This window comes from Komagataeibacter oboediens (assembly GCF_003207815.1).
Classification (GTDB): Bacteria; Pseudomonadota; Alphaproteobacteria; order Acetobacterales; family Acetobacteraceae; genus Komagataeibacter; species Komagataeibacter oboediens.
This window is the reverse complement of sequence record NZ_NKTX01000085.1, coordinates 1-8432: the sequence shown is the minus strand read 5'-3', so window position 1 is coordinate 8432 and position 8432 is coordinate 1. Positions and strand designations below refer to the sequence as shown.

The 8432-nt window shown below is 62.3% G+C and carries 7 protein-coding genes; 3 read left to right on the top strand and 4 right to left on the bottom strand.

Annotation, left to right across the window (positions count from 1 at the left end; translation table 11 throughout):
- From CFR80_RS15905 to CFR80_RS15895, 3 genes are all read right to left on the bottom strand, one after another.
- Positions 1–366: transposase (locus CFR80_RS15905; RefSeq protein WP_146221678.1), on the bottom strand; the 366-nt coding region annotated here is incomplete at its 3' end.
- Positions 367–552: 186 nt separating this feature from the next.
- Positions 553–1329: a segregation and condensation protein A gene (locus CFR80_RS15900; protein ID WP_019087225.1), complete on the bottom strand. Its 777-nt coding sequence runs from the start codon at positions 1327–1329 to the stop codon at positions 553–555.
- Entirely contained in the window at positions 1319–2656 is a 1338-nt protein-coding gene (locus CFR80_RS15895) for a site-specific integrase (protein ID WP_181418252.1), read from the bottom strand. The genes CFR80_RS15900 and CFR80_RS15895 overlap by 11 nt, the downstream gene beginning before the upstream one ends.
- A gap of 520 nt (positions 2657–3176) precedes the next feature.
- Between CFR80_RS15895 and CFR80_RS15890 the strand changes: the two genes are divergently transcribed.
- Both CFR80_RS15890 and CFR80_RS15885 read left to right on the top strand, forming a co-directional pair.
- On the top strand, positions 3177–4622 hold the full coding sequence (locus tag CFR80_RS15890; RefSeq protein WP_019087174.1) for a tyrosine-type recombinase/integrase: 1446 nt from the start codon (positions 3177–3179) through the stop codon (positions 4620–4622).
- 86 nt (positions 4623–4708) lie between these two features.
- Positions 4709–5635: a ketopantoate reductase family protein gene (locus CFR80_RS15885; protein ID WP_110507690.1), complete on the top strand. Its 927-nt coding sequence runs from the start codon at positions 4709–4711 to the stop codon at positions 5633–5635.
- Between the two features lie 616 nt (positions 5636–6251).
- Here CFR80_RS15885 and CFR80_RS15875 read toward each other — a convergent pair.
- The gene (locus CFR80_RS15875; RefSeq protein WP_010518206.1) at positions 6252–6971 is read right to left on the bottom strand and encodes a putative quinol monooxygenase; all 720 of its coding nucleotides are present in this window, start codon (positions 6969–6971) and stop codon (positions 6252–6254) included.
- A 159-nt stretch (positions 6972–7130) separates the two neighbouring features.
- On the opposite strand from CFR80_RS15875, the gene CFR80_RS15870 reads away from it, so the two are divergent.
- The gene (locus tag CFR80_RS15870; protein ID WP_010518204.1) at positions 7131–8003 is read left to right on the top strand and encodes a LysR family transcriptional regulator; all 873 of its coding nucleotides are present in this window, start codon (positions 7131–7133) and stop codon (positions 8001–8003) included.
- Positions 8004–8432 lie beyond the last annotated feature (429 nt).

Below are 8432 nucleotides of genomic sequence, written 5' to 3'. Positions count from 1 at the left end.
CAGGACCTGCGCAAATGCAGCTTCAATGGCTGTCCGGTTCGTCCGGCGGAAGGTCGCAATCGTATCATGATCCGGATGCAGGTTCGCCGCCACGAAGCGTACCCCGATGTCGCGATATGTCGCCCGCTCGATCCGGCGTGAGGAAAACAACCCGTTCGCATAGCTGAAGATCAGAAGGGCCAGCATCAGGCGCGGATGATACTGCGCCTTGCCTCCCGTGCGCACTGGCACGCAGAACGCACTCATCGGAACCCGCTCAACAGCTGCGACAATGAAATGCGCCATATCGTCAGCCGGAAGCCACGACGTCAGATCAGGCGGCAGAAGATACGGCTGGGATCGGTCAAACGGGATGAAGCGGCTCATCGCGACACTCTACAGCCTTACCCCTTCACAGGGTACCCCAACCCGACAGGCTGCTAGAACAGGGAAAAGGCTTCCGCTACGTTGCAGAGCGGCATATCGCTGCGCTTGTGCTGCCTTCGGCTGCCGTGCACACCATTCCATCGTGGCGTTGTCCCGCTCATTCCAAAGAGTCTGCAATCGCTAACATCATGCCATGGGAAATACGACCGTATCGATCGATGCGTCTCCCTGCCGCACCAATTCCAGCCCAGCCACAAATGTCGCAGCTACAGCCGCTCGACGAGCGATTAATCCCTCAGGCTCAGCAAACGGCGTCGCAGGAACACAGTCCCATATGCTTCGGAAAGCTCCGTTTCTCATTTTCGCTCGGATAAAGGCCAATGCATCGGTCACACGCCAGTAGGCAGGCACATCAATCCGATAGATCGGAACCGAGAACTCAATCTGCGCCAGTTCCCGCTCCAGTACACTGAGACTGGCTTCCATCAGACTGAAATACGTCCCCTGCCGTACGGAAACGCTGCCATTCGCATCTGTCCTGCCCCGCGCAAAAACCGACACGCCAAGTTGTGGCCTGCCCTCCAACCAGTCCGCCGCTGCGCGCATCTGCAACAGCCCCTCGATCTGGCCGACCGTCCGGCGCGCCTCATTTTCGGCAACCTGCTTTTCCGCCTGCGTGGCAAACAGCAGCCGCGAGCGCAGGAACACCAGCCGGGCGATCCAGATCACCCAGTCCGCGCGCTGCATGAATGGCGTCGTCTGGGCCAGCCGCTCCGCCTCAGCGACAAACTGGGCCGCCAGATCTGCGATGGACAGCACGCCCAGGTCCAGACGCTGCCGTTCCGCCAGATCTAGCAGCAGGTCCAGCGGCCCGTCAAACCCCTCGACATGGAACTCGGGCACCACCGGGCGCGCTAGCCGACGCGGTGGGTCCCCCCAATCTTCCTCCTCGTCAGGCAGCATTAGCGGTCTTTCCGGCATCAGCGCGCGCGTACTGCGGTCGGATGTCGAAAACCAACTCCGGCCAGTTCGTCCGCACCCGGTGCAGCGCCTGCCACGGCGTCCATTCCGCCGACCAGAAGCGGTAGACCAGCCGGGCACTGCGGCGGGCGCGCTGATCGCGCACGGCTTCGACCTCCACCCGGCGCAACGGCAGCAGCGTGCCCCACTGTGCCTGCAGCCAGGCCGCCGCCGCGCATGAATCCGCCCCGGCTTCCAGAATGGGACCGGGCACCGGTACCAGCCGGTGCAGGTCAAAGGCACAGGCGGGCGTACCCGCCGCCTGATGCTGCAGGGCGATCCGATGCAGGCGTTCGGATGCCTGGCGCAGCAGCCGGGCCAGCGTCACCGCCTGCGCCCCCTTTGCCGCCATCGGCGCCAGCAGGCGGGCCTGTTCGTAGTCAAAATCCACCTGCCAGGGGATGATCCCCGGTCCCCGGGCCGCCACCCGGAACCGGGCCACTTCGTCTACCGGACCGCTCACCGTCAGCGTTGTCCGGATCCAGCCCGGGGCGGCCCTCATCGTGCGTCGACGCACCGCCGTCCCAACTGGGGACTCTGGCGGGGACCCGGATTTTGTCCGCCGCGTCCGGTGGGCCGGGCGGTCCGGACGTCCCAGCGCCCGGTCCAGCACGAACCGGATCCCCGGCACCGACAATGGATCCCCGACCGTGCCATGCGCATCGATCCCCCGGAACGCCGCCCCCCACCGCAATTGCGCGGCATCGCGCCAGGCCGCCCAGCTCCGCACCGGACAAACGGCCGGGTCCCGGCGGCGCCGCAACCGGCGCAACCGGTGGCGCCCGGACCGGGGCCGCAGCAGGGCGACGGTCATCCCGTCTATCGTGTCGGTGATGTCTTCAACGGTCAGCCGGGCCAACGCCTCGGCGCCGATGTCCAGTGTGGCCGCCAGCAGTAGCAAAGCCCGGTCGCGCAGGCCGGGCAAATCGGACCTGCAGCGTCGTGCGGCGGCCAGCAGCGAAGTCACATCGACCCCGGCCCCGGTCCGGCGCACTCGCGTAGCGGGCAGGGCGACATCAAGCCCCTCGCCATTGGCGGCACACCACGCCGTCAGCGCCGCGCGATCCACCACCAGGCTCTGCCGCGGCCGCCCGGCCTTCGCCCGGGCCTCCAGCCATGTTCCTACCGCGACAGGGCCCACCGGAAAGTCGCCGTCGACGGCCTGGGTGCCGACGAAAGCGCGCCAGGAGGCCGCATAGGCCCGCGCCGTGGCAGGCGACAGGCCGGTCGGCGGCCGCGCCGCCTGCAGCGGTCGACCGGTCTCAGCCATTCTGATGGGATCCCCGGTTTTCGGCCCCGAACGCCCTGCGGGCCGACCCCGAACGAGCTTTCGAAGATGGTCGCGCATCCACCCTCAGCGGGCAAACGCGCCGGCTGCCCCCGATCTGACTAAGGCGATTACATTTCATAAGATACATCGTATCACGTTAACGGGTTTTGGAGAACGAAAAAGCGCCAGATTGATCCCAAAAGGCGCGGTTTCCCGGACTTTCTGCCCCCTCCCCTCCCCGCCAGGCAAAATCCGACCGATCAAAAACCTACTTCCGATAGGTTATCTTGTCGGAAGTAGATGAAAAATTCCAAAATGCCTGCTAAAATCCCGAAATGCGCCCGTTCCAGAGTTCTTCCGCCACGTTCCTCTGCCTGCCTCTCCCCTATTGCCCGCGTGGCGGCCAGGCCCGTCCTGCCGCACCGATCGGCCAGCTCGGACTGGGCCACCGGAAAAAAAACGGGCGCGGTCCCGGTCGCCGTCTCTGCACCCAGGGGTATTCTGACTGGGAACGCCGCCCATGCTGAGCGATGTCCGGATCCTCGGCTCCAGCAGGCGCGCGCAGGCCGCGCTGCACGCCCGCGTGGACCAACTGACGCAGCTGCGTCTGGCCGAGACACAGGATCCGGCGCGCTGGCGCGAAATCCTCTCGACCGCGCGTTTCACACCACCCCTGCCCCTGCTTCTGGCGGGCATCGAATTGCCGGACGGTAGCTATTCCCCGGATACCCCCCTCGCCCAGGGCGTGCCGTATGCGTCGGCAGCCCAGCAGATGGCTCAGGACCACGTTGCGGATGTCCCATCGGGGTTCGAACTGGCCGTCGGACTGGAAATCGATGATGGCATGCCCAGCTTCCTGGCCTGGTTCCGGCCGATCCAGCCCGTAGGAGCCTGTCCCAAGACGTCAGACGCAGCGCCTCCTGCGCCCGTCGGCCAGCCGGCTGCTGCCGTCGCGCAATGGTTTTCCGTCGTCTCGGCACAGCCTGTGCCCGAACATGATGGCCGCCTGGCCACGGCCCGTCAGGCGGCCGATGCCTATATGCACCGCAGCAAGGCCGAGAACACGCTGCGCACCTATCGCGCCGCCGTCCGGTCCTGGTGTCGCTGGGCTGCCGGTCACGCCCTGCCTGCCCTGCCTGCCCGCGGTGAGGATGTTGCCGCCTATCTGGCCGACATGGCGCTGCAGGGGCGCAGGACCAGCACCATCGATCTGCATCGCGCCGCCCTGCGTTACCTGCACCACCTCGCACAGATTGCCGTACCCACCGCCCACCCGATGGTGACCGCAACGCTTGCCGGCATCCGTCGGGAGGCAAAGGAGGCCCTGCCCCGCCAGAAAACCCCGCTCACCTGGGACAGGCTGGTCAGGGTCGTCGAAGCCATCAGTCCCCACGATCTGGTCGGTGCGCGGGACCGGGCCATTCTTCTGCTCGGTTTTGCCGGCGCGTTCCGGCGCTCCGAGCTTGCCGCACTGAAGATGGACGACCTTACGGTGGACGAGGATGGCATGCAGATCCGGCTGGGCCGGTCCAAGGGGGATCCCCAGCGCAAGGGCGCGCTGATCGGCATCCCGCGGGGCCTGACCCGGAACTGCCCGGTTCTGGCGTACGAGACCTGGCTCCGGCAGGCCGGGATCACGGAAGGTCCGGTCTTCCGGCGGATCTGGTCCGCGCGGGGCCACAGGGCGGGAACCACTCCCGTCGGAACCCCGCCCAGGATCGGGCCGCACGCCCTGTCGGACCGGGCGGTCACGGACATCATCCGCAAGCGATGCGGCGACACCCAGCTCGAAGGGGACTTTGGAGGGCACAGCCTGCGCCGCGGCGCCATCACCACGGGGGCGAAAGACGGGTATGATCTCCTGGAACTGAAGCGCTTCTCGCGGCACAAAAGCCTTCAGGTCGTCGAGACCTATATCGACGAGGCCAGCATCAAGGCCCGGCACCCGGGAAGATCGAGATTCTGAGCCTGTCTTGACCCATGCCGCCAGAGCGCCTCAACTCGCCTTCAACTGCAACACGTCAGGGCGGATCAAAGAGAGGAAACAGCGTCATGGGTTCCAGAATTCTTGTTGTCGGCCCAGGCGCCGTGGGTGGGTATTTTGGCGCCCGCATGGCCAGCGCCGGGCATGATGTGACCTTTCTGGTGCGCGAAAGGCGCCTGCAGCAGCTCCGTGCCGGGGGCCTGTGCCTGATCAGTTCCGTTGGCAACGTCACCATGACCCCCCGGATGGTGATGGCCGGTGGGATTGAGGGGCCCTACGACATCATCCTGCTCAGCGTAAAAGCCTATTCCCTGATGGCTGCAATGAACGATTTCGCGCCTGCGGTGGGACCGCAGACACGGATTGTCCCGCTTCTCAACGGCATGCAGCATCTTGATATTCTGGCAGACCGCTTTGGCCCTGCCGCGGTCATGGGAGGCACGTGCTTGATCATCAGCAAGCTTGATGCGCAGGGGCGCATTGTCCAGACGGGCTCCCTCCCCCGGCTTTCCGTGGGGGAGCGGGAAGGTCGTGATACACCAGCGGCGCGCAGTATTGCGGAAGCTCTGTCGGGCCCCGGATTTGAAACCGTGTGTTCCACCCATATCCTGCAGGACATGTGGGACAAATGGGTGCTGCTCGCCGCCCTGGGCAGCATCTGCTGCCTGATGCGCGGAACCGTAGGGGATGTCGCCACCCAGCCAGCAGGTCAGGGTTTTGCACAGGCGGTGATCCATGAATGTGCGTCAACGGCCGCTGCCGCCGGTTATCCCCTGCGGGATGCCGCGCTGAAGGGCACTGTCAGTCTCCTGACAAAAACGGACTCCACCCTGACGTCCTCCATGTTCCGGGATCTGCTGCAGGATGCTCCTGTGGAGGCGCAGCAGATTATTGGTGATCTGGTCAGGCGGGCACGCGTCCATCAGGTCCCGACGCCTCTCCTGGATCTCACGGATCTGAATCTGCGCGTGTACGAACAGCAAAGGCACGCGTGAAGATGCACAGTGCAGATACGACGTCCCAGCGGACATATCCACTTCACAGATCATGCCCGCCTTGCTCAAAGATAATTTCTCCCTGCATGAACAGCCGGAATGGAACGTCTAACTTGGGGGGGACAAGCTGCCCGACCGCTTCTGGGCGCCCAAGCCGGGAAAGCGGCCGTTCAGCAGGCTACTGTACTTTGACCGCAATGCGCCCCCTTTCCGGCCGTTCGACTGCCGCTTGCTGCGTCCCGAAAGCCGACATTGCTCACGGCGTAGCCAAGCGCAAGCCGATTACTTCGGCGTATATGTTCGAATCCCACCCGGTCCGCCACTTTGGTAAAAACCGGGAACGCCGATTCCCGCCGACTTTTCTCCTTTGGTGGCTACCGGCGTCCTCAATAGGGTGTTTTTTGCTGCCCTCGATGTAGATCGCGTCGTCCGCGATCTCGGCGTGTTGGGCGAAGGCGCGGACATGTTCCCGCCGATAGCCGCCCTTTCCAAGCCGGAGGCGAGTGCGAGCTTCGCTTGCCAGTTCCGGCACGGCCGCTTTGGCGTGAATCTAAATTCAAACAGCAAAGCGCCCGATGGATTGCACCGGGCACTTCTTTCTCAAGTCACCTCGAGATTACTTGGCAGCGAGGATATCGAAATTGCGGACGTTTGTTACCACACCGTCGTCCCATCCGCCTGAGACCAATTCTGAAGCCTTTTCATTCAAGAGTCCGGCGACTTGTCCGGCAAAGTGCGCTTCGCGGCCAGAGTTGTCGGCAAAGATGTCGAAGATGGCGAAGTTGTTCTCGTCAATCTGCAGCGCCGCCCAGAACAATGTCTTGGGTTCGGTATCTGCGACGATGGGGCCGGCGGCGGTCAGCAAGGCTGCCAATTCGGGGCCTTTACCTGGAGCGGCTTCGAGCTTGATGTAAGTTGCGGTTGTTGCCGTGTAGAGATCAACCGGCGCCTTTACCGACAGGACATCGGAGTTGTTGATATTCGCGACAACACCGTCGTCCCATCCTCTGTCCACCAACGCGTCGGCGTTTTGGTTCAGAGCCGCAGCAACCGCTCCTGAGAAGTGAGCGTCGCGTGCTTCTTCATCTGCGAAGATGTCAAAGATTGCGAGCGTATCGTCGGCTTGCAAAGCAAACCAAAGTACAGTGCCCGGCTCTGTTTCTCCCACGATGGGTGCGGCACTAGCCAGAAACTCCGCGAAGGCAGCGGTCTGGCCTTCGGCGGCCGGCATGGCGATGTAGCTGGCAGTGTGATTTTCCATCGGGTTGTCCTGTGCAGTTGCAGAAGTTGTGATCAGAGCCAGTGCGGCGCATGTCTGAAGGATTTGCATTTTCATGGTCGTCTCCTGATCTGAAGTGCACCGTGCTTGGTTTCGATGCACTCTTGTCCCATGCCGGATGCTTCGGAATCCAATTCCGAAATTCTATTGTTCGATAGACAAGGACTATCGAAGTTGGTATGAGGTAGTGCCGGAGATGTGACGGAGAATGCGGCAATGGAAATGAACCAGATCAGGTATTTTCTTGCTGTCTGCGAGCACCGAAACTTCACCCACGCAGCCAGTGCCTCCAATGTCTCCCAACCTTCCTTGACGACTGCGATCAAGAAACTTGAAGACGAGCTTGGAGGTGACCTGTTTGTCAGGGACCGTGCGGGATGCAGGCCTACGTCCCTCGGTAAACTCATGCAGCCAAGGTTGCAGAAGGTTCACGATGAGACGCGACAGGCTAAGGCAGAGGCGGTCCGTCATATGCGCTTGGAGCGGGTTCCAATCTCTGTCGGTGTCGGCGAAACGATTGGCCACAACAGGATTTCGGCAGCTATGGAGCGTACTCGTACGCGATTGCCGCAAGCCGAAATCGAATTGATCGTTGCGTCAACCTCCGAGCTTCTTGCCGGGTTACGAGATAGTGAATTTGACGTTGTAGTCACCGCAGAGAAGGTCAGTGAAGACCTCTATCGTATAGACCATCTCTATGAAGAGGACTACAAGGTCGTGGTGTCAAAGTCGCATCCGTTGTCTGAACTAAATGCGATCTCTCTTTCGGCTCTTGCTAAAACTGACATGCTTGACCGCCTAAATTGCGAAATGCGGGATGTTTTGCATGGGGCCTGCGCGGATCATGGTCACGAACTCTACGCGGCCTATCGGTCAAATCGCGTGGATTGGTTAGTTGAACTTGCTCGGCAAGGGTCAGGTGCGGTGATCCTGCCAGCCACCGCTATTCCTTCGGACATGGGCCTGGTGTCGAAACCCATCGATGGCCTTGAAATATCAAGAACTGTTTTGGCCCTTCGATATCGGCACCAAACGACGAGACCAGAGACAAATGATCTGATCCGTGAGATGACGCGCACGCTGGCGTAGTGAGGTCGGTAATCGACATTCGCCCATCGTGCAGCATTCGTCACTTTGGGCTCAGACCAGACTTTCGCGGCATCACGCTCGAACGTCCGTTCTACTTTTCTTCGAGATCTCGCCCGCAATCCGCCACTTAGCGCTGGAGAAATTGCGCCAGATTGCGGGTAAGCTTCCGGCGACTGACGCCTTGCTGAATACTTCTGGTCTGGTTCAGCTATGAAGCATGAGCGATTTAAGAGATAGGGACACGGTACTACCTGCGAGTGTCGCAGGTAGTACCGCAGAGAGGCTCCAAAGGAGCGGTAGAGAGACAGGCGAGCGGGACAGGCTGGCGGGCGCCTCGCGGATCGAGATCGTTTCGGATCGCCGCCGCTGGCACGCCCCTGAATTTCGCGCGCGAGTGGTCATCGCGTCCTACGAGAGCCGACGCCCCAT

What these genes read in the sequence shown, in the direction of transcription:
- CFR80_RS15895 (WP_181418252.1), bottom strand. Translation starts at nt 2,656, where the DNA reads ATGGCTGAGACCGGTCGACCGCTGCAGGCGGCGCGGCCGCCGACCGGC.
- CFR80_RS15885 (WP_110507690.1), top strand. Translation starts at nt 4,709, where the DNA reads ATGGGTTCCAGAATTCTTGTTGTCGGCCCAGGCGCCGTGGGTGGGTAT.
- CFR80_RS15870 (WP_010518204.1), top strand. Translation starts at nt 7,131, where the DNA reads ATGGAAATGAACCAGATCAGGTATTTTCTTGCTGTCTGCGAGCACCGA.
- CFR80_RS15875 (WP_010518206.1), bottom strand. Translation starts at nt 6,971, where the DNA reads ATGAAAATGCAAATCCTTCAGACATGCGCCGCACTGGCTCTGATCACA.
- CFR80_RS15890 (WP_019087174.1), top strand. Translation starts at nt 3,177, where the DNA reads ATGCTGAGCGATGTCCGGATCCTCGGCTCCAGCAGGCGCGCGCAGGCC.
- CFR80_RS15900 (WP_019087225.1), bottom strand. Translation starts at nt 1,329, where the DNA reads ATGCTGCCTGACGAGGAGGAAGATTGGGGGGACCCACCGCGTCGGCTA.